The 19,777-nt window shown below is 76.9% G+C and carries 17 protein-coding genes; 9 read left to right on the forward strand and 8 right to left on the reverse strand.

Annotated features, from left to right (window positions below; all coding sequences use genetic code 11):
• Positions 1–12: 12 nt before the first annotated feature.
• Positions 13–507 (reverse strand): STAS domain-containing protein, encoded by a 495-nt coding sequence (locus KSE_RS38120; RefSeq protein ID WP_014134133.1) that lies wholly within the window; start codon positions 505–507, stop codon positions 13–15.
• A gap of 318 nt (positions 508–825) precedes the next feature.
• Here KSE_RS38120 and KSE_RS04745 point away from each other — a divergent pair, with 318 nt between their 5' ends.
• On the forward strand, positions 826–1,650 hold the full coding sequence (locus KSE_RS04745) for a VOC family protein (RefSeq protein ID WP_014134134.1): 825 nt from the start codon (positions 826–828) through the stop codon (positions 1,648–1,650).
• Positions 1,651–1,731: 81 nt separating this feature from the next.
• On the opposite strand, the gene KSE_RS04750 is transcribed toward KSE_RS04745, so the two are convergent.
• Positions 1,732–3,057, reverse strand: coding sequence for a cryptochrome/photolyase family protein (locus KSE_RS04750; RefSeq protein ID WP_014134135.1), 1,326 nt, complete (start codon positions 3,055–3,057; stop codon positions 1,732–1,734).
• Positions 3,058–3,303: 246 nt separating this feature from the next.
• Here KSE_RS04750 and KSE_RS04755 point away from each other — a divergent pair, with 246 nt between their 5' ends.
• Positions 3,304–4,251: a threonine/serine dehydratase gene (locus KSE_RS04755; protein ID WP_014134136.1), complete on the forward strand. Its 948-nt coding sequence runs from the start codon at positions 3,304–3,306 to the stop codon at positions 4,249–4,251.
• A gap of 287 nt (positions 4,252–4,538) precedes the next feature.
• Positions 4,539–6,896, forward strand: a complete 2,358-nt coding sequence (locus tag KSE_RS04760; protein WP_014134137.1) for a CRISPR-associated endonuclease Cas3'' — start codon at positions 4,539–4,541, stop codon at positions 6,894–6,896.
• Positions 6,897–6,971: 75 nt separating this feature from the next.
• Here the strand turns inward: KSE_RS04760 and KSE_RS04765 are convergent, their stop codons facing one another.
• Positions 6,972–7,439, reverse strand: a complete 468-nt coding sequence (locus KSE_RS04765; RefSeq protein ID WP_014134138.1) for a ricin-type beta-trefoil lectin domain protein — start codon at positions 7,437–7,439, stop codon at positions 6,972–6,974.
• A gap of 277 nt (positions 7,440–7,716) precedes the next feature.
• Here KSE_RS04765 and KSE_RS43550 point away from each other — a divergent pair, with 277 nt between their 5' ends.
• Complete coding sequence (locus tag KSE_RS43550; protein WP_014134139.1) at positions 7,717–8,217, forward strand: hypothetical protein; 501 nt, start codon at positions 7,717–7,719, stop codon at positions 8,215–8,217.
• Between the two features lie 58 nt (positions 8,218–8,275).
• Positions 8,276–10,177, forward strand: coding sequence for a hypothetical protein (locus KSE_RS45620; protein WP_014134140.1), 1,902 nt, complete (start codon positions 8,276–8,278; stop codon positions 10,175–10,177).
• A 21-nt stretch (positions 10,178–10,198) separates the two neighbouring features.
• On the opposite strand, the gene KSE_RS04780 is transcribed toward KSE_RS45620, so the two are convergent.
• Both KSE_RS04780 and KSE_RS04785 read right to left on the reverse strand, forming a co-directional pair.
• A complete protein-coding gene (locus KSE_RS04780) occupies positions 10,199–10,711 on the reverse strand; it encodes a DUF3291 domain-containing protein (RefSeq protein WP_014134141.1) in 513 nt (170 codons plus the stop codon).
• Between the two features lie 32 nt (positions 10,712–10,743).
• The gene (locus KSE_RS04785) at positions 10,744–11,424 is read right to left on the reverse strand and encodes a helix-turn-helix transcriptional regulator (protein ID WP_014134142.1); all 681 of its coding nucleotides are present in this window, start codon (positions 11,422–11,424) and stop codon (positions 10,744–10,746) included.
• A 256-nt stretch (positions 11,425–11,680) separates the two neighbouring features.
• On the opposite strand from KSE_RS04785, the gene KSE_RS04790 reads away from it, so the two are divergent.
• Together KSE_RS04790 and KSE_RS38125 are read left to right on the forward strand one after the other, a co-directional pair.
• On the forward strand, positions 11,681–11,932 hold the full coding sequence (locus tag KSE_RS04790) for a hypothetical protein (RefSeq protein ID WP_014134143.1): 252 nt from the start codon (positions 11,681–11,683) through the stop codon (positions 11,930–11,932).
• Between the two features lie 188 nt (positions 11,933–12,120).
• Positions 12,121–13,287: a hypothetical protein gene (locus tag KSE_RS38125; protein WP_014134144.1), complete on the forward strand. Its 1,167-nt coding sequence runs from the start codon at positions 12,121–12,123 to the stop codon at positions 13,285–13,287.
• 174 nt (positions 13,288–13,461) lie between these two features.
• Here KSE_RS38125 and KSE_RS04800 read toward each other — a convergent pair whose 3' ends face one another.
• From KSE_RS04800 to KSE_RS04810, 3 genes are all read right to left on the reverse strand, one after another.
• Positions 13,462–14,121, reverse strand: a complete 660-nt coding sequence (locus tag KSE_RS04800) for a double zinc ribbon domain-containing protein (protein WP_014134145.1) — start codon at positions 14,119–14,121, stop codon at positions 13,462–13,464.
• 118 nt (positions 14,122–14,239) lie between these two features.
• Complete coding sequence (locus tag KSE_RS04805) at positions 14,240–15,616, reverse strand: NAD(P)/FAD-dependent oxidoreductase (RefSeq protein WP_014134146.1); 1,377 nt, start codon at positions 15,614–15,616, stop codon at positions 14,240–14,242.
• A gap of 225 nt (positions 15,617–15,841) precedes the next feature.
• Positions 15,842–17,209, reverse strand: coding sequence for an NAD(P)/FAD-dependent oxidoreductase (locus KSE_RS04810; RefSeq protein ID WP_014134147.1), 1,368 nt, complete (start codon positions 17,207–17,209; stop codon positions 15,842–15,844).
• A 283-nt stretch (positions 17,210–17,492) separates the two neighbouring features.
• Here KSE_RS04810 and KSE_RS04815 point away from each other — a divergent pair, with 283 nt between their 5' ends.
• Positions 17,493–19,244, forward strand: coding sequence for a cation:proton antiporter (locus tag KSE_RS04815; protein WP_014134148.1), 1,752 nt, complete (start codon positions 17,493–17,495; stop codon positions 19,242–19,244).
• 123 nt (positions 19,245–19,367) lie between these two features.
• Positions 19,368–19,640, forward strand: coding sequence for a hypothetical protein (locus tag KSE_RS04820; RefSeq protein WP_014134149.1), 273 nt, complete (start codon positions 19,368–19,370; stop codon positions 19,638–19,640).
• Positions 19,641–19,777 lie beyond the last annotated feature (137 nt).

Raw genomic sequence — 19,777 nt, forward strand, 5'->3', positions numbered from 1 at the left:
CGGCCGCGCGGGTCAGTCGCCGGTGCTGGCGCGGGTGCCCTCCCGGGGGCGGGGGACGGCGTCGGCGGCGTCCCCGCTCAGGACCGCGCCACCGCTCAGGACCGCGTCCCCGCTCGGGGCGGCGGCGCCGCTCAGGGCGGTGTCTCCGGTCAGGACGGCCTCGCGCAGGTCGGCGAGCGCCTCGTCGACGGAGTCGTGCACGTCGAAGATCCGCTCGATGCCGAACAGTTGGAGGATCTTGCGGGTGTGGACGTCGGGTCCGGGCAGGACCAGCCGCAGTTGTCCGTCCCGGGAGGACAGCATGCGGCGGGTGGCCACCAGGACGGCGAAGCCCGTGGAGTCGCAGAAGTCGACCCGGCTGATGTCGACCACCATGCGCAGGCAGCCGTCGGTGACCAGTCGCTGGAGGCGTTCCCGGAGGGCGGCGACGCCACTGATGTCCACCTCGCCCGCCACCTGGACCACCGTCCAGCCGTATCGCTCCCCGTAGCTCACGCTCAGTGCCACTCTGTTGCCTTTCTCTGGGGCCGCTTGGGGTATGCGGCCCCCTGCCCGTTTCCTCCGGCGGCAACCCTGTTCCAGGTGACGATTTAGCGGCTGGAAGGAGTAATTTCCGCGAAATGTCATGCCCGGAGTCCGCTCTACGGTCGAATTCGCTGCCCGGCCAGACGATCTGCACAGGATTTCCTCCGGTTGGCGGTACCAACCGGGGCGCGGTCCGTCCCCCGCGGTCCGCCTCCGCGCCGCCGGGACGCGCCCGGCACCGGCTGGTGCCAGGCTGGGGGAAGGGAACACCCCGTAGCCGTCCGGCGAAGGGAGAACGCCGTGCTCACCACCGACTTCGTTCCGGGCTCGCCCTGCTGGCTGGAACTCGGCGCACCCGACGTGTCCGCCGCGGCCGCGTTCTACGGCCCGGTCCTGGACTGGCGGTTCGAGCGGCCCGGGGGCGCGGACGACTCCCTGCTCGCCACCACCGACGGCCTCGCCGCCGCCGGCCTCGGCCCGCTCGTCGAGCGCGGCGCCCGCCCGGCCTGGACGCCGTACTTCTTCACCCCGGACGTCCACGAGACCGCCGCCTCCGTGCTGCGGGCCGGCGGCACCGTCCGGGTCGGGCCGCGCGACGTTCCGGGCCGGGCCTCGACGGCGGCCCGGTTCACCGACCCCCAGGGCGGCAGGTTCGCGGTCTGCACCCCCGGCCCGGGCGGCGGCCTGGCCGCCGCCGACCGCCCCGGCTCGCTCTGCTGGACCGAGCTCTACACCACCGACGCCGGCGCCGCCCTCGCCTTCTACGAGGCGGTCTTCGGCTGGCAGCACGAGGCGACCCCGATGCCCGGCACCCCCGAGACCGCCTACACCGTCCTCACCCCGGCCGGCCAGCCCGCCGAGCGCATGCACGGAGGCCTGCTCCAGGTCTCCCCCGCCGCCCTCACCCTCTCCGGCGGCGTCCCCGCCTGGCACCCGGTCTTCGCCGTCCCCGACTGCGACGCGGCCGCCGCCACCGTCCAGGAGCGCGGCGGCCTCGTCGTCATGCCGCCCGAGACCGCGCCGGGCATCGGCCGGATGTCCGTCTGCGTCGACCCGTCCGGCGCGGACTTCGTCCTGATGACCCCGGCGCCGCCGACGGACCCGACAGCGCCGCCGACGCCCTGAGCGGCCGGGGGCCACGGCCGTCCCCGCGCGTGCGGACCCCGGCCGGCGGTGCCGGGTCGGTCAACGGCGCGGCGCCGGGCCTCACTTGCCGAGGGCGGTCCGCAGGCGGTGGCCGGTGGCGTCCGGCGGGATGATCGGGTCGGGGTAGTCGGCGGGGCAGAGCAGGGACTGCCAGGGGCGGTGGATGTCCTGGGTGGGGAGGTGGGCGAGTTCGGGGAGCCAGCGGCGGACGTAGGTGCCCTCGGGGTCGTGGCGGTCGGCCTGGACGAGCGGGTTGAGGACGCGGTTGGGGCGGGTGTCGGTGCCGGTGCCGGCGGTCCACTGCCAGTTGAGCTGGTTGTTGGCGAGGTCGCCGTCGACGAGGTGGTGCAGGAAGTGGGCGGCGCCGGGGCGCCAGTCGTGGTGCAGGGACTTGCTGAGGAAGCTGGCGGTGAGCAGCCGGGCGCGGTTGTGCATCCAGCCGGTCTCGGCGAGTTGGCGCATGGCGGCGTCGATGACGGGGAAGCCGGTGCGGCCGTCGCGCCAGGCGGCGAACTCGTCGGGGTCGTTGTGCCAGGGGACGGGGCGCGGGCGGTAGTCGGAGTGGGCGGCGGCGGGGCGGGCGGCGAGGACCTGGTGGTGGAAGTCGCGCCAGACGAGTTGCCGGGCGAAGGCTTCGGCGCCGGTGCCGCCGCGCTGTTCGGCGAGGTGGGCGAGTTCGTTGGCGGAGAGGCAGCCGAAGTGCAGGTAGGGCGAGAGGTGGGAGGTGGCGTCGTCGGCGAGGGCGTCGTGCAGGTCGGCGTAGTCGTCGGCGTGCCAGTGCTGCCAGGTGCGGCGGGCGGCGGCCTCGCCGGGGTCGGGGAGGCGGCGGGCGGTGGGGGTGGCGGTGGGCAGCGGGGCGCTGGGCAGGTCGTCGGGGGTGCGCAGGGCGCGGGGCGCGGGCAGGGGGGCGCGGCGGGGGGTCTGCTGCCAGGCGCGCAGGTAGGGGGTGAAGACGGCGTAGTGGTCGCGTCCGATGGGCCGGACGGCGCCCGGCGGGACGGCGGTGAGCGAGCCGTCGTGCACGTGCAGCCGTTCGCCGAGGGCCCGGCGCAGCCGCTGTTCCCGGCGGCGGGCGTAGGTGCTGACCCCGGCGGCGACGTGGACGGCGGTGGCGCCGGTCTCGGCGGCGAGCTTCGCGGTCTGCTCGGCGGTGTCCCCCTCGCGGACGGTGAGGCGGCTGCCGGTGCGGCGCAGCGCGGCGTCGAGTTCGGCGAGGCAGCCGGAGAGGAACGCGACCCGGTTGGGGGCGGCGAAGCCGGCGGCGGCGACCGCCGGGTCGGTGACGAACAGCGGGACGACCTGGTCGGCCCGGGTGTGGGCGGCGTGCAGGGCGGGGTTGTCGTGCAGGCGCAGGTCCTGGGTGAACAGGACGATGGCGAGTGTCATGGCGCTGGTTTCCGTACGGGTGCCTGGCGGTGTCGGGTCGGGTTCCTGCCGACACCTGGGTGGTCCGGTCGTCTGCCGGGTGGTCCGGTCGTCTGCTCGTCGGGTCGTCGGGTGGTCTGCCGGATGGTGCGGGGGGCCGTCCGGGGTGGGGGCGGGTGCTGCCGTTCACCGATTCGGAGCCGGCCCGGCCCCGGATGGGTGGCAAGCTGGGACGGTCCGTTCCCGCCGTGACCGATCGGAGTCCCCGTGCCCCAGGTGTACGACCCGTCCCGACAGTTGAGCGAGTCCGACGTCCGGGAGGCGGCCGGGCGGATCGCCGGCCTGGTCCGTCCGGTCGGGGTGGTGCCGGGTGGGCCCGGCGGGGTGTGGCTGGCGTTGGAGCACCTGCAGCACACCGGGTCGTTCAAGGCCCGTGGCGCGGTCAACTTCCTCCGGGCGCACCGGGATTCGGGTGCGCTGCCGGAGGCGGGGGTGACCATCGCGTCGGGCGGGAACGCGGGGCTGGCGTGCGCCTGGGCGGCCCGCCGGGAGGGGGTCCGGGCGACGGTGTTCCTGCCGGTGGGCGCGCCGCCGGTGAAGGTGGAGCGGCTGCGCGGCTACGGCGCGGAGGTGCGGTTCGCGGGCGGCGAGTACGCGGAGGCGCTGGCGGCCTGCGAGGAGTTCGCGGCGGCGAGCGGCGCGCTGGCCTCGCACGCGTACGACCACCCGTTGGTGGCGGCGGGCGCGGGCACCCTGGTGCCCGAGGTGCTGGCGCAACTCCCGGGCCTGGACACGCTGGTGGTGTCGGTGGGCGGCGGCGGCCTGTTCGCGGGCGTGGCCGCGGCGGCGCGCGCGCACGGGGTGCGGGTGGTCGCGGTGGAGCCGGAGAACTGCCGGGCGCTGGACGCCGCGCTGGCGGCCGGCGCGCCGGTGGACGTGCCCGTCGACTCGGTCGCCGCGGACTCGCTGGGCGCCCGCCGGGTCTCGGCGGACGCCTTCGCCGCGGCCCGGCACCCGGACGTGCGGACCGTCCTCGTCCCGGACGCGGCGATCGTCGAGGCCCGCCGCGCCCTGTGGGCCGAGCACCGGCTCGCCGTCGAGCACGCCGCGTCCACCGCGCTGGCCGCCGTCGGTTCCGGCTACCTGCCGGCCCCGGACGAGCGGGTGTGCGTGGTGCTGTGCGGGGCCAACACGGATCCGGCCACCCTGCTCTGACGGTGCCGGCCCGTCGGCGGGGTGCCCTGGGGCCCGTCGAACCCCCGCCCGGCCCGCGACGCCCGGCACGCGCCCTCCTCGCCCGCCGCCGGGCAGCGGGGGCCCGCTCGCCGCACCGGGGCGCAAGGCCGAGCGCGTCCGAGTGCGCGGCCCCCGCCGGGCCCGCCGGGAGCGCGGGCACCGAGGGGGCGCCGCCCGGCCCGAGGCCGGGTGAGCCGCAGGGCCGCTGCCGGGGGTTCGAAGACGGGCCCCGGGGTATTCCGGAGCGTTGAGGGGGGCGTGGAGAAATGACGGGCCGACCAGGGGAGTTCGGGGACTACCCGGAGTTCTTCCGGACCGCGACCGGCCACCGGCCGTACGCCTACCAGCGCGCGTGGGCCGAGCACGGGCTGCCGGGTGCGGCCCGGGTCCCGTCGGGGGGTGGGAAGAGCGCGGCGGCGGTGCTGGCGTGGCTGTACCGGCGGACGGTGTCCGCGCCGGGGCAGACGGCTCGGCGGCTGGTGTACGTGCTGCCGCGGGGCAGCCTCGCGGACTGGACGCACGACCGGATCGGCGACTGGCTGCACCGGCTGGGCCTGGCCGACGCGGTCGACCTGCACCTGCTGGCCGGGCCGGACGCGCAGAACGGCGCCTGGCGGCGACGGCCGGAGCGGACCGCGATCCTGGTCGGCACGCACGACGCGCTGCTGAGCCGGGCGCTGATGCGCGGCCTCGCCGACGCCCGGACGATGGCGCCGGTGTCGTTCGCGCTGCTCAACAACGACGCGCACTGGGTGTTCGACGAGGCCCACCTGCTGGGCCCGGCGCTGGCCGCCGGCGAGCGGCTGCAGGAGCTGCGCGATCGGCTCGGCACGACCGCGCCGACCGGCAGCACCTGGCTGTCGGCGGTCGGCGACGGCTCCGCTCCCCCGCCGGGCAGCATCCGGCCGGGCGCGCTGCGCCGGATCCGCCGGGTGCCCGCCGACCCGGACCCGGCCCGGTACCTGCCCGGCCTGGTCGCGGCGCTGCTCGCCGCCCACCGGCCCGGCACCCGGAGCATCGCCGTCCTCGGCGACCGGCGGCGGGCCCGCGCCCTGCGCGACGCGCTGCGCGCGGCGGCCCCGGGGCAGCCGGTCGTACTGCTGCACCCCTACCTGCGCTCGGACGAACGGCGTTCCCTGGTACGGGAGTTGCCGGCGGACGGGTTCCTGGTCGCAACCCGGGCGCTGGACGCCGGGTCGGACCTGTCGGCCCGGGTGGTGCTGACCGAGCTCGCGCCGTGGAGCGCCCTCGTCCAGCGGGCCGGGCGGTGCAACCGGCACGGCGAACTCCCGGACGGCGGCGAGCTGTTGTGGTGCCTGCCACCGGGCCTGCCGGGCCCGCCGGGCCTGCCGGGCCCGCCGGGCCTGCCGGGCCGGCCGGGCTCGTCGGCGGGTACCGGCGCCGAGCCCGGGGTCGAACGCTGGCTGGCGGCGCACGAGGGGGCGGCCGTCGATGCCGGGGAGCTGTTCCGGGCCGGCATCGCACCGGCCCGCGTCCGCTCCCCCGCGCTGGGCGCGGCCGAGCTCGCGGCCCTGTTCGACACCTCGCGCGGCGCCGAACCCGCCGACCCGAGCCGGTGGCTGTACCCCGCCCCCGCCACCGACCTCGACGCGGACTCCGACCCGGACACCGACACCGACACCGGCCGTACGGCCTTCGTCGCCTGGCGCGCCTGGGCCGGCGGGCAGCCCGCGCCGGACGAGCCGGAGCCGGGGCGGGCCGAGCAGTGCGAGGTGCCGCTGGACGAGGTGCCGGACGGCGCCTGGCTGCGGGACCGGGCCGACGGGCGCTGGCGGCCCGCCCGCGCCGACGACCTGCGGGCCGGTGCGCTGCTGACCCTCGACGCGGCGCGCGGCGGGCACCTGCCGGGCGCGGGCTGGTCGCCGGACAGCGCGGCGCCGGTGCCGTCGCTGTTCACCGGCCGGACGCCGGCCACCACCGCGTGCACCGCCTGGGTGAGCCTGGACCGGCACCTGCGGGAGACCGAGGAGGAGGCCCGCGCGCTGACCGCCCTCCTGCCCGGCCTGTCCGGCCCGCAGCGGGCGGCGGTGGCGCTGGCGGCCCGGCTGCACGACCTCGGCAAGTGCCACGACGTGTTCCAGGACAAGCTGCGCGGCGGGGGCGGCGGCGACCCGCCGGACGGCCTGCTGGCCAAGTCCAAGTCCCCCTGGAGCACCGGGGTTTCCGCCCGCCCGTACTTCCGGCACGAGCTGGTCAGCGCGCTCCTGCTGCTGAGCGGCGACCACTGGCACCCCCGTCCCCCGTCCGACACCGGCCCGGCGCCGACGGCCGCCGATCCGGCGCTGGTGGCCTACCTGGTGGCGGCGCACCACGGCCAGGTCCGGGTCGCGGTCCGCCCGGAGCCCGGCGAGCCGGCCGGGAGCCTGCTCGGCGTCCGCGACGGCGACCGCACGCCGCCGGTCTCCGTCTCCACCGGCGAGCGCTTCCCGGCCCGTTCGCTCGACACCGCGCCGTTCCGGCCCGGCGGTTCCTGGACGCCGGCGGTCGCGGCCCTGTGCGCCGATCCCGGCCTGGGCCCGTTCCGCCTCGCCCACCTGGAGTGCCTGGTCCGCACCGCCGACTGGCGCTCCAGCGCCCGCCACGACGGCCCGGTCCGACCGTGACCGGTCCGACCGTGACGGGCGCGGCGGAACCGGCGCGACGGGAGTCCGGGGCTCCCGTCGCACCGGCAGGACGGATCAGACGTACGCCAGGCTGATCTGGTCGTTGAAGACCACCCAGTGCTGGCCCGGGTCGTTGGCGTCGCACGGCTTGGTGCCGACGTTCGGCGTGCCCCAGGCGTTGGCCAGGCAGTAGCCGGGCGCGTAGGTCAGCGCGATCTGCTGGCCGGAGACGCTGAAGTACTGGCCGAGGTCGGTCGGGTCGCACGGCTTGGTGCCGACGTTCGGCGTGTTCCAGGCGTTGGCCAGACAGTACGCGGGCGCGTTGGTGAGCGAGATCCGCTCGCCGCCGGTGGTGAAGTGCTGGCCCTTGTCGTTGGCGTCGCACGGCTTGGTGCCGATGTTCGACGTGCCCCAGGCGTTGGCCAGGCAGTAGACCCCCGGGTGCGGCGCCGGGGCGGCCGCGCCCGCCTGGCCCGCCGGGAGGAAGGAGGCCGTGAGGGCCAGGGCGGTCAGGGCGAGGGTCCTACGGAGTGCGAATGCCATCGGGAGGAGTCCGTTCTCGCTGCGGTCGCACGCTTCGCATGCCGACCGTCGTTTGCGGTGGCGGCTCGTGAGTGAGCGCACCGCAATTGATAGCAGCAGAGCGCTACCGACTGACTACTCAGAGCAGCGGTCTTCACCCGTACGGCGGCGAATTCGAGGAGGCCCGGAGGAGGCCCCGGGGAGGTTCGGCGGACGCCGGGAGCGCCCGCGGCGAACTCCGCTGGCGGCGCGGGCAATTCGGGTGACACCGGGAGCGCCGCCGTGCCAGCCTCGGCCCATGTCCGAACCACTCGCCGGTGACGCCGGCCCCCTGCGCAGCCTCGGCTTCTGGGCCCCCAAGGGCGAACGGGGCCCGCTGCCGAACCCCGCCGACCTCGTCGACCCCGGCTGGGACGAATCCGAACGCGGCTTCGTCGCCGCCTACCTGGAGCGCGGGCAGATCGCCGGGCACTGGATGGGCTCCTCCCGCTGCCGGCTGTGCGGACGCGTCAACGGGTGGCGCGACTACTCCGACGGCCACTACATCTGGCCCGAGGGGCTGACCCACTACGTCGTCGACCACGCGGTCCGGCTGCCCGCCGAGTTCGTCGCGCACGTCGGACGGCGGACCGAGCACCTGGAGGAGAGCGAGCGCGACCACGTGTGGTGGCTGGAGAACGCGCACCGCACCCGGGCCCCGGAGGAGCGGACCGAGTCCGGGACCGGTGGCGCGGCCGAAACCGCAGCCGGTGCCGGTGCCGGAGCGGGGAGCGACCCGGATGGCGCAACCATCCGATGATCCACTCGTTGGTCCGTCCGACGTACGGGGTTCGACTTCCCGCGCCTTGGAGGGGCCGATGGATCTCAAGACGCTGCCGCGGCCCGGGGTGGCCGCCACCGGAGGCCGACCGGGCTCCGCGGAGGCCGTGTTGGTGCGGAACTACCGGCGGCTGGTGTGCCTGGCGTACCTGACCCTGCCGACCGACCGGGGGCGGCACGCCCGGGTGCTGGCGGCGCACGGGGTGGTGCAGCGGGCGCTGCCGGTGCGCGCCGGGCGCGCGGTGGGCGACGGGACCGGCCCCGGCGAGGACGGGTACGCGGCGCTGCGGGTCCGGGTGGTGCGGGCGGCGGTGCGCCGGCGGCGCCGGCCGGGGGCGGTGTTCCCCCGGGTGTGGGGGGTGCGACTGTTCACGCCGCCGACCGAGGTGGACGCCGAACTGGACGCCCGGCTCGCCGAGTTGACGGCACCGGCCCGGGCCGGGTTCGCGCTCCGGGCGCTGGACGGCCTGACCGGGCCGGAGGCCGCCGAGGTGCTGGCCTGGGCCGGGGTGGAGACGCCCGCCGAGTCGGTCCGGGCCGGCTCCGAACTGCTGCGCGCCCTCGACACGCCCGCCTGGGCCGACCTCCCGCCGGGCTACGACGCGTGCGCGGTGCACCTGCAGCCGGGCGACCTGCTGCTGCGGCGGCGCCGGCTGACCGCGCTGGCCGTGGCGGCGGTCGCGGTCGCGGTCACCGTCTCCGCCGTCCCGCTGCTGGCCCCGGCCCGCTCCGACCGTCCGGCCGCGCCACCGCCCGCCGCCGGGCCGCTCACCGTCGAACGCGGCGCCGACGACCTGTGGCGGAAGACCGCGAAGCTGGGCCTCGACGTCTGGCCCGCCCGCGGCGAACTCCGGGACGACCCGGCCCTGGTCGGACGCGCCGTCAGCGCCTGGCGGCAGGCCGGACCGGACACCGCCGCCGAACCGGGCAGCCGCCCCGGACCGCCCGCCGCCACCCCCCGACTGCTGTACGCGGGACGGCTGGACGGCACCGCCGTGGTGCTGCTCGCGGACGGCCGGACCCTGGCCCGCTACACCGAGCCCCAGGCCAACGGACCCGCCAACGGACCGGCCGCCGAACCGGCCGCCGCCCCGGCCCTGGCGCTGTCCGCCGCCGGGGACAGCGACGTGACGGCGGGGGCCGCCGTCGTGCTGCGCCGCGACGCGCGCGGCGCCCGGTACCTGTTGGCGCCCTGGATCGCCGCCGCCGCGACCCGGCGGCTCGACCGGCCGGACGAGGCGGAACGTCCGCTCGCCTTCCCCGCCGGGGTGACCGACCCCGTCCCCGGCACGGCCGCGGCCGGCTGCCCCGGGCCGGTGCTGCAACTGCGCTCGGACCCGGTGGTGGCCGAGCAGCACGCCTTCCTGCTGGCCGACCTCGGCGGCCTCACCCCCGCGCACCTCACTTACACCCCGCCGCCGGACCCCGCCGCCCCGGCCCGTCCGCCGCGCGAGGCGGTCGGCCCGCAGGCCCTCCAGCGCTGGGCCGCGGGCGCCTGCGCCGTTCCCGAATCCGGGCCCGGCGTACGACAGTTGAACCTGTGGGAGTTCGCCGACCAGAAGCTCCCGCAGAACGCCGGCGAACTGGCCTGGGCCTGTCTGCGGGCCGACCACTGGGACGGCTCCGGCAGCGCGGCGGCGGCCGTCCTCCCACCGAACCGGGCCCCGGCGGAACGGCTCGCGCACGCGGACGGCCGGGCCTGCAGCCGCTACGAGCAGGACACCGTCGCGCAGTACCGCTGGCGCGCCCCGAACGGCACCCCGTACCTGCTGGTCGCCGCCAGCCGCCGGGTCTCCCGGCTGGTCGTCACCACCCCCGCCCACCGGCTCGACCAGCCCGCGCCCGCCACCCGCACCCTCGCCCTGGAGAACCCGGGCCCGGGCCCCAGCACCGTCGAGGCGGTCACCGCATCCGGCATCCGGCTGAGCCCGATCCAGTGACCGGGGCCCGGGCCGGACGCCTCAGCGCGCGCCGCGCAGTTCGCGGAAGGTGAAGGCGTCCGGGCCCGGGCCGTGCTCGCGGAGGGTGGCGATCCTGGCCATCGCCTCGGCGACGTCCGGGCGGTGGCCGGCCGGGACCCACCAGAGGGCCAGGTGGGCGGCGGCCGGGGGCTGGAACCAGTCGCGGCGGCTGGCCAGGACGCGCAGGTGGTCGCTGCGGTAGACGTAGTCGTGGAGCGCCCGGACGGACTCCCAGACCGAGCAGTTGATCTGTAGCAGGTCGTCGTCCCGGTCGGGGCGCAGCCCCGTCGCGTCGGCGCCCGCGTCGTCGACCAGCCGCCAGACGAAGCCCGGGCTGCGTTCGGCGAGCGCGTTGACCTCGGCCAGCTGGGCGACGAACCCGGCCAGCGCGGGGCTGTCGAGCGGGGCGACGGTGCGCCCGATGTTGACCTGGGCGAGCTGGGTGCCGGGCGGCTGGGCGAAGCGGTCGGGCTGGATCGGCTGGGTGGGCGGGGCGGGCTGAAGGGGGGTCATGCCGCCAGCATGGCCCGACCTGGCTTCTATAGTCAATGGATATTGTTTTTAGAGAACGAGACGCAGCAGCCCTCCGGCCCCGGGTCCATCGCGACCGTCCACCCCTCGCCCGCCAACCCCTCCAGCAGGGCCAGGTTCATTCCGCAGACCAGCGCCGGGAATTCGTCCGCCAGCGCGTGGAAGGGGCAGTTGCGCAGCCGCAGCACCTCACCGCCCGAGCCGCCCGAGCCGCCGGGGCCGCCGGGGTCGCCCGGGCCGTCGGGGTACGGCGCGTAGCCGCGTTCGCGCAGCACGGCCGGCAGGTCCGCGTCCGGGGTCCGCTCCCGCTCGCCCTCCGCGCGGGCCGCGTCCTGCAGGCGGCGGTCGAGTCCGGCCCGTTCGACCACCTCGGCGAGCAGCCGGCCCGCCGTGCCGTAGGAGCGGGGCGGCAGGGCGACGGCGATCTCGGCGGCGGCGCGGCGGTACAGCTTGGCCGGGCGGCCCGCGCCCGGGCCGGTGCGGCCGGAGGGGCGGCGGTACGCGGCCACCAGCAGGCCGGCCTCGACCAGCCTGTCGAGGTGGTGGGCGGCGAGCGTGCGGGAGACACCGACCGCGGCGGCGGCCGCGTCCCGGCCGACCTCCTCCGGCGCGTCGGCCACGTGCCGGTAGAGGGCGCGCCGCACCGGGTCGGCGAGGGCGCCGACGGCCTCGATCGAGGAGTCCTCAGCAGTCATCCGCCGAGTCTATGACCGGACGGGCAGGCGGAAGACGGACGGACCGGAGACGGACGGCCGGGCGGGAGGCCGGACCGTCGGCACCGCGGCCGCCGTGGCTCGAACCCGCCGTCCGGGCGGCGGCGTTGCGCCGCGGTGGCGGATTGGCCGCCATCGGTATCTACACCTCTGTAGAGTGTTCCCGACCGCCACCGCCGGGCCGTTCGGGCACCCCTCACCCGCCGCCCCCGCCGACCGGACTCGAAGGAGGCCCGCAGTGCTCCCTCCGCAGCTACAGACCGAACCCGCCTGGTCCCCGCCGGAACAGGACGTCCGGCACGCCTACCAGCCGGTGGAGGTGCGCCTCGACGACACCGACACCTGGATCCTCGGCCGGATCAACGCCTGGTGGCACTCCCCCGAGGGCGACCCCTGGTGCCGCCTGCGCCTGCTCGGCGCGGGCACGGACCCCGCCTGGCGGCGCTACGACCCCGAGCAGATCCTGCTGCTGCCCACCCACGGCACCTGAAACCGGCCCGTCCCGGCCCGGACAGGGCAGGCGGAGCGGACGGACTGTCAGACCGTATGAAAACGATCCGGAATCGATCGACGAACAGTACGGAAATCAGTTCGCTGACGACGGGGAACTGCGAAAGACTGCGCGGTCGGTGTCACGACACCGACCGCTGAACGCAGTTGCCGACCCCGAGGTGCCGCATGATCCGCCCCGACCCGTACGAGGACTCGCAGCCCGCCGACCCGCAGCTCGCCGGGCCGGAACTCGCCGCGCCGGAGCCCGCCGACCCGTGGGCGCCCCCGGCCGCGTCGCACGTACCGGCCGCGCCGCACGCCCCGGCCGCGTCCGCCGCACCGGCGTCGGCGGCCAACCCGTGGGCGGTGCCAGGCAATCCGTGGGCGCCCCCGGCCGCCGCGCAGCCGTGGGCCGGCGCGGCCGCCGCCCCGGCCCGTCCGGGCCTGCTGGCCCGGACGCCGCTGCTGCTGCCCGGCCTGGCCGTCGGGGCCTCGCTGCTGGTGCTGGCCGGGTACGCGATCGGCACGACGGACCACGCCGCGGCCCGGGGGGAGGAGGCGGCGGGGCGGACGCTCGTCGACGGCTCGCCGCGGGCCGATCCGCCGGCCGATCCGCGGGCCGATGCGCAGGCCAAGCAGCGGGAGGCCGAACGCGACGCGTCCAAGGCCCTGCGCGAGGCCGACCAGGCCGCGCGGGAGGCCGAGCGGGCTGCCCAGGCCGCCGACGAGCGGGCCCGCGACATGCGGTTCGGCGGCACCTACACCTTCGAGGACGGCCTGAAGGTCACCATGGCCCCGCTGGTCGAGTTCACCCCGCAGGCGGACGACCTGCGCAACAACCCCGCGGACGCGACGTACGTCCACGTCAAGATCATCGTGGAGAACACCGGCCCGGCGGACATCTCGATGTCGGGCTCGGGGTCCGTCTCCGCGAAGGACTCGACCGGCGCCCTGCTCTTCATCAGCTCGTACCGGGCGGGCAACCTGGTGTTCCCGCCGAAGACGCTCGCCCCCGGTGAACAGGCCACCGTGCTGGGCTCCTACGCGGTACCGAAGGGCCGGGGCGACGCGGTCGTCTTCTCCTACCCCCACGGCGGCGGCGACAGCTACAACCTCATCACGCACTACCGGGAGGCGACCTGGACCGGCGCGGTCCACGGAGGCCCGCCGGCCGCGCGGGGGCCGGGGCCCGCCGCGCGGCCGGACGGCGTTCAGCCCCGCGCGTCCTCGCCGCGCCCGGCCGCCTGCTGGACGCCCTTGGAGAGCGAGACGCCCAGCGCGGCGCCGGCCAGGGCGAGCGAGACCAGCGCGGCGGTGCCCGCCAGCACCGGGGAGCCGTCCCAGGTCAGATAGGCGAGCACCCCGCCCGCGATGGCCACCGCGTACCCGATCCCCGCCACTGCGTTCCTGTTCACGGCTCGCGCCCCCCTTGATCATCTTCCGTTGGAGGCCCCACTCCAGCAGACCGGCGCCGTCGCGGGCAGCACCCGTCCGACAGCCGGTCGTCCGGGCCGTCCCGGGCCGCGGTCAGCGGCGCGTGCCGCAGCCCGGGCAGAAGGCGGCGTCGGCGGGCAGTTCGGCGTGGCAGGAGCCGCACTGCGGGGGCCGGGCGAGGCGGTAGCCGCAGCCGGGGCAGAACGCGGTGCCGTGGGTCTCGGCGCGGCACTGCGGACAGACCAGCTGGCGGTCGGCGGTGACGTCGAACTGCCCGGCGCGGGACTGGCCGTGGGCGTACGCGTTCTCGGTGACGGCGTCGTTGAGGCCGCGCTGGCGGGCCGCGGCGGCCTCGGCCGCGGTGTCGGGGGCGCAGCCGAGGCAGAGACCCTGGGCGGCGTTCCAGCAGCGGCCGCAGACGTGGTGGGTGCAGCGGGCGCAGCGGTGGAAGTGCTGCTGGGCGTTGCCGACGGCGCGCTGGAAGGCGGCGTCCCGGCCGCTGCCCCAACTCGCCCCGGCCAGGCCGTCCGCGGCGTTGCTGAGGCCGTTGGAGGCGCTGCCGCCGAGCAGGCTCCAGGCGGCGCTGACGCCCTTGTTGATCCAGCCGGCGGCCTGGCCGGTACGGAAGGGCTCGAACGCGGAGCGCCAGGTGTCGTAGCAGCGCGCGCAGGAGAACTCGAACTGGAAGCCGGCGCCGGTGCCGTGCTGTTCGCTGAGGTCGCGGTGGTTGTTGCCGAAGTGGATCTCGCTCATGCTCGCTGCCCAACCCCTTGCCAGGTGCCGTGTGGATGCGTCGCCCAGGCCGCCGCGCCGCGGTGGCGCGCCGGTACGGGTCCGGGGCAGGTTCGGCGTCCGGCGCGGGCCGGCGGGATCAGCTGCCGAACAGGACCGGTCCCAGCACGGAGGGACGGAACAGCAGGGTCGGCGGTTCCACCATGGCGGCGACCCGGTGGAAGGCCTCGGCGATCCGGGCGTCGGTGACGGCGCGCTCCAGGACGCGGTCCAGCAGCCGCTGTTGGAGGCGGACCTGGAAGCCGGAGGGGCCGCCGGTGGTGCCGGCGAAGCGGACGTCCTCGCCGACCGCCATCTGCCAGGGGTTGCGGGTGACGCCGGCGATCGCGTCCCGGGTCTCCCGGACGGCGGCGGGGCCGAGGTCGCCGTGCCGGTGGACGGCCTCGCGCAGCGCGAGGGCGCCGAGCGAGGCGACCGTCATGCCCTGGCCGTAGACCGGGTTGAAGGTGCAGGAGGAGTCGCCGATCGCCAGGAAGCCGGCCGGCGCGGAGCGTTCGTAGTGCCGCCACACGCTCGGGCCGGGGACGAAGCCGCGGGCCGGGCCGGTGGGCTTGGCGCCGGCGACCGCGTCGGCGATGCCGGGGTCGCGGAGCTGGCCGAGCTGCTTCTCGAACTCCTCGGGCTGGATGGAGGGTTCGAAGCCGCGCATGCCGCCCATGCCGACGATCCAGCGGTCGCCCTCGACCGGCAGCAGGACGCCGAAGCGGCCCTCCCCGGGGGCCCGGCTCTGCAGGTAGAGGGCCGAGTCGGCGGGGGCGTCGGCGGGCCGGTGGTAGAACCGGGTGGCGTAGGAGACGCCGGCGTCGACCCGTTCGCGCGGGACGGCGGGGGCGCCGATCAGCGAGAGCCAGCGGGCGGCCCGGGTGGAGCGCCCGGCGGCGTCCACCACCAGGCCGGCGGACAGCTCGGTCTCCGCCGCCCCGGCCCCGCCGCGGCCGCTGAGCCGCACGCCGGTCACCGTGTGCCGGTCGCCGAGCAGGCCGGTGACCTCGGTGCCGGTCCGGAACTCGATGTTCGGCGCGGCCCGGACCCGCCGCAGCACCGCGTGGTCGATCAGCGGACGGCTACAGGTCAGCACCGCCAGGGCGCCCGCCCCCGCGGCCTGCCCCTCGCCCCCGCCCCCGCTCTCGTACGGGGCCAGCCAGCCGGCGGCGGTGAGCCAGCGCAGGCCGCCGGCGAGCGGGACGCGGGCGGCCCCGGCGGCGAGGAGTTCGGCGAGGACGCCGGGCAGCAGTTCGTCCAGGGTGCGCTGGCCGGCCTCCAGCAGCAGGTGGCCGTGCTTGGCCTGCGGGACGCCCGGACGGAAGTCGACCCCGTCCGGGTACCGGTCGCGCTCGACCACCACGACCCGCTCCGCGACGCCGTGCAGCGCCCAGGCGGCCAGGCACCCGGCCAGGCCGCCGCCGATCACCACTGCCGTGCCGCGGTCGGCGGCCGCGCTTCCCCTAGAACTCATGTCCGTACAGTAAGGGAAGCGGCGCTCACAGTCACCGGATCCCCGCACTTCGATCGCCGGACCCGCACGTTCAAGTGCCGGGCGCCCGGGGCGCTTTCACCCCTTGCGCCCGGCACCGCCCGGGTTGTCCGGATGCCGCCGGGCCCCTCCGGCGCCCCCGGCGGGCGGCGCGCGCAGCCGACCGACGCGTGCCGCCGGCCGACGCGTGTCCCGGTCGGCGGCCGCTCAGCGGCCGAACAGCACCCGGCCGAGCACGGACGGGCGGAACATCAGGGTGGGCGGCGCGACCAGCGAGGCGACCCGGAGGAACGCGTCGGCGACCTTGCCGTCGGTGGCGGCGCGGGCCAGCACCCGGTCCATCAGCCGGTGCTGGAGCCGGACCGGGAGGCCGGCGGGGCCGCCGACGGTGGCCGGGAAGCGGACGTCCTCGCCGGCCGCCAGCTCCCAGGAGCCCTTGGCGGCGGCGGAGACGGCCTGCCGGGTCTCCCGGACGACGGCCTCGCCGATGCCCTCGTGCTTGCGGGCGGCGTCGCGCAGGGCCCGGGCGGAGAACGAGGCGACCGACATGCCCTGGCCGTAGACCGGGTTGAAGGCGCAGGAGGAGTCGCCGATCGCCAGGAAGCCGCGCAGCGCGGAGCGTTCGTAGTGCCGCCACACGCTCGGGCCGGGAGCGAAGCCGCGAATCGGGCCGATCGGCTCGGCGCCGACGATCGCCTCGGCGACGCCGGGGTGGCGCAGCCCGCCGAGCTGCTCCTCGAACTCCTCTTCCTTGACCGAGGGTTCGAAGCCGCGCATGCCGCCCAGGCCGACCATCCAGCGGTTGCCCTCGATCGGCATCAGCAGGCCGAGCCGGCCGCGCTCGGGGGCCTTGCACTGCAGGTAGTAGGCCAGGTCGTCGGGGGTGCCGGCGGGCCGCCGGTAGAACCGGGTGGCGTAGGAGATGCCGGCGTCGACCCGCTCCTCCGGGACGGCGGGGACGCCGAGCGCGGCCAGCCACTCGGGGGCGCGGGTCCGGCGCCCGGAGGCGTCGACGACCAGTTCGGCCGCGATCTCGGTCTCCGGTTCGCCGTCCGTGCCCCGGCCGTCCGTGCCCTGGTTGCCCGTGCCCCGGCCGACCAGGCGCACGCCGGTGACCGTACCGCCGTCGCCGAGCAGGCCGGTGACCTCGGTGGCGGTCCGGAACTCGACGTTCGGCAGCGCCCGGACCCGCTTGAGCACCGCGTGGTCGATCAGCGGGCGGCTGCAGATCAGCACCGCCAGGTCGCTCTGGTGCCGGGCCAGCCAGCCCTCGGCGGTCAGCCAGCTGACGCCGCCGAGCAGGATCCGGTTGGCGCCGTCCGCGACGAGTTCGCCGACGATGCCCGGCATCAGCTCGTCCAGGGTGCGCCGCCCGGCCTCCAACAGCAGGTGGCAGTGCCGGGCCTGCGGCACGCCGGCCCGGAAGCCGACCCCGTCCGGGTACCGGTCGCGCTCGACCACCACGATCCGCTCCGCGACGCCGTGCAGCGCCCAGGCGGCCAGGCACCCGGCCAGGCCACCGCCTATCACCACCGCCGTACCGCGGCCTTCAGCCGCCCCACCCCTCGGATTCATGACCGTACGGTAGGGGCGACGGGAGCGGATAGTCACCAGTCGTGCACGATCCGGCCGCTTTTTCCGCACCTGTCAACTCCCTTGGCCCCCAAGGGGTTTCCCACTTGCGGCCGGAACGCCCCGGTTCGCTCCGGCCGCGCTGTCCGCTTCCGGCCGACGGTGCAACGTCCCGGGCCCTCGCCGCGTCGCACGGCCGTTCGGCGCCCGGTGCCGCTGGGCCGGACGGGGGACCCGGCGGGCGCGTGGCGTGCGGGGGGACGGGTCGGCGGCGTGGGATGGCGGGATGACCTCTGAGCAGATCCTGATCGGGTCCGGCCTGACCGTGGTACTCGCGGTCGCCTCCCAGTTGCTGGCCGCCCGGTTGCGCATCCCGGCGATCATCGTGCTGCTGCCGGTGGGCTTCGCGGCGGGCGCGGTCACCGACGACGTCCACCCGGACCGGCTGCTCGGGGCGGCCTTCTCCCCGCTGGTCTCGCTCGCCGTCGCGGTCATCCTGTACGACGCCGGGCTCGGCCTGGACCTGCGCAAGCTGACCGGCCACACCCGGCACGCGGTGGTCCGGCTGGTGTGGGTGGGCACCCTGGTGACGGCGCCGGCCGCCGCGTTCGCGGCCGCGCCGCTGCTCGGGATGTCGGGGCAGGCGGCGGCGATGCTCGGCGCGATCCTGGTGGTGTCGGGGCCGACGGTGGTCGGGCCGCTGCTGAACTTCGTCCGCCCGACCGAGCGGGTGCAGCGGATCCTGGTCTGGGAGGGCTCGCTGATCGACGCGGTCGGCGGCATCCTGGGCGCGCTGGTCTTCCACGCCCTGGTCGAGGAGCAGCACCGCGCGTTCGGCCTCGGCCTGCTGGAGTTCGTCCTCAGCGTGGGCCTGGGCCTGCTCGGCGGGCTGCTCGGCGCGGCGGTGCTGTGGGGGCTGCTGGTGCGCGTGCGGCTGGGCGAAGTACTGGGCACCAGCGCCCAGTTGGCGGCGGTGGTGGGCGTCGCGGCGCTCTGCGACGCGCTGCGCGAGGACACCGGGCTGATCGCGGCGATCGTGATGGGCGTGGTGGTGGCGACGGTGCCCGCGTTCGACCTGCCGGCCCGGCGGACGTTCTTCGAGACGCTGGTGTCGCTGGTGGTCGGCGTGCTGTTCGTGTCGATCTCCTCGACGGTGACCTGGGCGTCGGTCCAGCCGGTGCTGCTGCCCTCGCTGGGGTTGACCGCGGTGCTGGTCGTGCTGGTCCGGCCGGTGGTGGCGGCGCTCTCCACCGCCGGCACGGACCTGGCCGAGGGCGAACGGGCGTTCCTCGGCTGGATGGCGCCGCGCGGCATCGTCGCCGCGTCCACCGCCGCGACCTTCTCGGCGGGGCTGGCCGCGGCCGGCATCGGCGGCGCGGAGAGGATCCTCCCGGCCACCTTCCTGGTGATCGTGCTGACCGTCACGCTGTACGGCCTGACCGCCGTCCCGGTGGCCCGGCTGCTCCGGGTCACCCGCCCGGCCCGCTCCCGCCCGCTGCTGGTCGGCGGCGAGCCCTGGACGGTCGAACTGGCCACCGTGCTGCGCTCGGCCGGCCTGGACGTGCTGCTCTGGGCCGGACGGGACGAGCAGCGGGCCCGGATCTCCGCCGCCGGACTGGAACTCGCCGACGGCGAACTCCTCGCCACCGCGAGCGGCGAGGGCGCCGAACAGGAGGGCGTCACCGCGGTGTACCTGCTGACCGCCGAGGACGAGTTCAACGCGCTCGCGGCGGCCGTCCTGGACGAGGAGCCCGGCATCCCGGTGTTCCGGCTGCCCGCCGCCGCGTCCGGCCCCGGCGTGGTCGGCGACGCGCCCGCCGCGATGCTGCTGCCCGCCGCCCTGACCGGCCCCGAGCTGGCCCGCCGCCACGCCGCCGGCGCCCGCATCCTGCGCCGCCCGGCCGACGGCGCCCTCCCGCCCGGCCACGACCTGCTGTTCACCCTCGACCGCGCCGGCCACCTCCACCCGGCCACCCTGCACGGCGAGGCGGCCCACCCGGACCAGGTGGTCGAACGGATCGTGCTCGGCCCGGCCTGAGCCCTCCCCGGGGGGGCGCCGGCGGCCGTGCCGACGGCTGTCCAGGATAGGGGGGTTACCGGGCCGATGGGCCGAAATGCCGGTTCGCGCCCCGGGTCCGGCTCGGGGCGGGAGGATCGTCCCGTGGACCAAGACGACACGCCCGCCGCCCGGGCCCGGTGGATCGGCGACGCGCTGCACAAGCTGACCGGATCGCCGCCGCTGGTCGAGCAGGTGCCCGGCGGGGGCTACCGGGTCACGGTCCGGGTCGTGGAGCCCCCGGACCCGGCGGTGGCGGCCGCGGTGCTCCGGGTGCTCGGCACGGCCGACCGGTTCGGGCACCGCGACCGGCGGCAGCGCGAGCGGCTGTGGGCCGAGGTCGGACCGCCGCCGCCCCCGCCGCTCCCGTCCTCCTGATGGCACGTCACGCCACACCGGCGGGCCCGGCCCGCGCGGACGGGCCCGGCCCGCGCGGAGGGGGTGACGAAACGGGACGTTTCACACGCCCGATACCCCGCGCGCCACTGTGCGCAACAAGCCTCGGCTAGCGTCCG

It is taken from the genome of Kitasatospora setae KM-6054 (assembly GCF_000269985.1).
Classification (GTDB): Bacteria; Actinomycetota; Actinomycetes; order Streptomycetales; family Streptomycetaceae; genus Kitasatospora; species Kitasatospora setae.

Excerpts from the sequence above, each read along its gene's own strand:
- KSE_RS04815 (WP_014134148.1), top strand. The coding sequence starts at position 17,493 with ATGACCTCTGAGCAGATCCTGATCGGGTCCGGCCTGACCGTGGTACTC.
- KSE_RS04765 (WP_014134138.1), bottom strand. The coding sequence starts at position 7,439 with ATGGCATTCGCACTCCGTAGGACCCTCGCCCTGACCGCCCTGGCCCTC.
- KSE_RS04785 (WP_014134142.1), bottom strand. The coding sequence starts at position 11,424 with ATGACTGCTGAGGACTCCTCGATCGAGGCCGTCGGCGCCCTCGCCGAC.
- KSE_RS45620 (WP_014134140.1), top strand. The coding sequence starts at position 8,276 with ATGGATCTCAAGACGCTGCCGCGGCCCGGGGTGGCCGCCACCGGAGGC.
- KSE_RS04760 (WP_014134137.1), top strand. The coding sequence starts at position 4,539 with ATGACGGGCCGACCAGGGGAGTTCGGGGACTACCCGGAGTTCTTCCGG.
- KSE_RS04800 (WP_014134145.1), bottom strand. The coding sequence starts at position 14,121 with ATGAGCGAGATCCACTTCGGCAACAACCACCGCGACCTCAGCGAACAG.
- KSE_RS04750 (WP_014134135.1), bottom strand. The coding sequence starts at position 3,057 with ATGACACTCGCCATCGTCCTGTTCACCCAGGACCTGCGCCTGCACGAC.
- KSE_RS43550 (WP_014134139.1), top strand. The coding sequence starts at position 7,717 with ATGTCCGAACCACTCGCCGGTGACGCCGGCCCCCTGCGCAGCCTCGGC.
- KSE_RS38125 (WP_014134144.1), top strand. The coding sequence starts at position 12,121 with ATGATCCGCCCCGACCCGTACGAGGACTCGCAGCCCGCCGACCCGCAG.
- KSE_RS04805 (WP_014134146.1), bottom strand. The coding sequence starts at position 15,616 with ATGAGTTCTAGGGGAAGCGCGGCCGCCGACCGCGGCACGGCAGTGGTG.
- KSE_RS04780 (WP_014134141.1), bottom strand. The coding sequence starts at position 10,711 with ATGACCCCCCTTCAGCCCGCCCCGCCCACCCAGCCGATCCAGCCCGAC.
- KSE_RS04810 (WP_014134147.1), bottom strand. The coding sequence starts at position 17,209 with ATGAATCCGAGGGGTGGGGCGGCTGAAGGCCGCGGTACGGCGGTGGTG.